Source organism: Allobacillus halotolerans (genome assembly GCF_018967645.1).
Lineage (GTDB): Bacteria > Bacillota > Bacilli > Bacillales > Alkalibacillaceae > Allobacillus > Allobacillus halotolerans.
The window spans coordinates 1-699 of sequence record NZ_JAHLZF010000013.1 but is presented as its reverse complement, the minus strand read 5'-3'; the positions used below and the strand labels follow the sequence as shown (position 1 = coordinate 699).

Below are 699 nucleotides of genomic sequence, written 5' to 3'. Positions count from 1 at the left end.
GTTGCGGGGACAGGATTTGAACCTGCGACCTCCGGGTTATGAGCCCGACGAGCTGCCTGACTGCTCCACCCCGCGATGTAATTAAAGTTTGATAATGGTGACCCGTACGGGATTCGAACCCGTGTTACCGCCGTGAAAGGGCGGTGTCTTAACCACTTGACCAACGGGCCATATGAGTAATATGGCGGAGAGCGAGGGATTCGAACCCTCGAGACCGCGATAACGGTCTACACGATTTCCAATCGTGCTCCTTCGGCCAACTCGGACAGCTCTCCATATAATATGGCTCCAGCGGCAGGATTCGAACCTGCGACCAATTGGTTAACAGCCAACTGCTCTACCACTGAGCTACGCTGGAATGTTGTTAAAAAGCTTACGTATAAATATGCTTCCCGAGTTGATAGGAGTAATGATCAACATGCCCGGCAGCGTCCTACTCTTGCAGGGGAAAAACCCCAACTACCATCGGCGCTAGAGAGCTTAACTTCTGTGTTCGGAATGGGAACAGGTGTGGCCTCTCTGCCATCGCCACCGGATATGTTTAATTTATTAACTAGCGACAAACTATATTATATTAACCTTCAAGCAAAAATGCAAGTAGAAAATCAATACAATTTAAAATATGTACCTTCAAAACTAGATAAGAAGCAATACATCATAAAGTAAGTTAAGTCCTCGACCGATTAGTATCCGTCAGCT

General features: G+C 47.2%; 4 tRNA genes and 1 rRNA gene. All 5 read right to left on the bottom strand.

The features are described 5' to 3' along the window. Window position 1: 1 nt before the first annotated feature. Window positions 2-75 (bottom strand) — tRNA-Met (locus KQ486_RS09350). 20 nt (window positions 76-95) lie between these two features. After that, window positions 96-170: transfer RNA gene (locus tag KQ486_RS09345), tRNA-Glu, on the bottom strand. 12 nt (window positions 171-182) lie between these two features. Beyond that, window positions 183-275 (bottom strand) — tRNA-Ser (locus tag KQ486_RS09340). 8 nt (window positions 276-283) lie between these two features. Beyond that, window positions 284-358, bottom strand: a tRNA-Asn gene (locus tag KQ486_RS09335). Between the two features lie 62 nt (window positions 359-420). Further along, a 5S ribosomal RNA gene (gene rrf / locus KQ486_RS09330) occupies window positions 421-536 on the bottom strand. Window positions 537-699 lie beyond the last annotated feature (163 nt).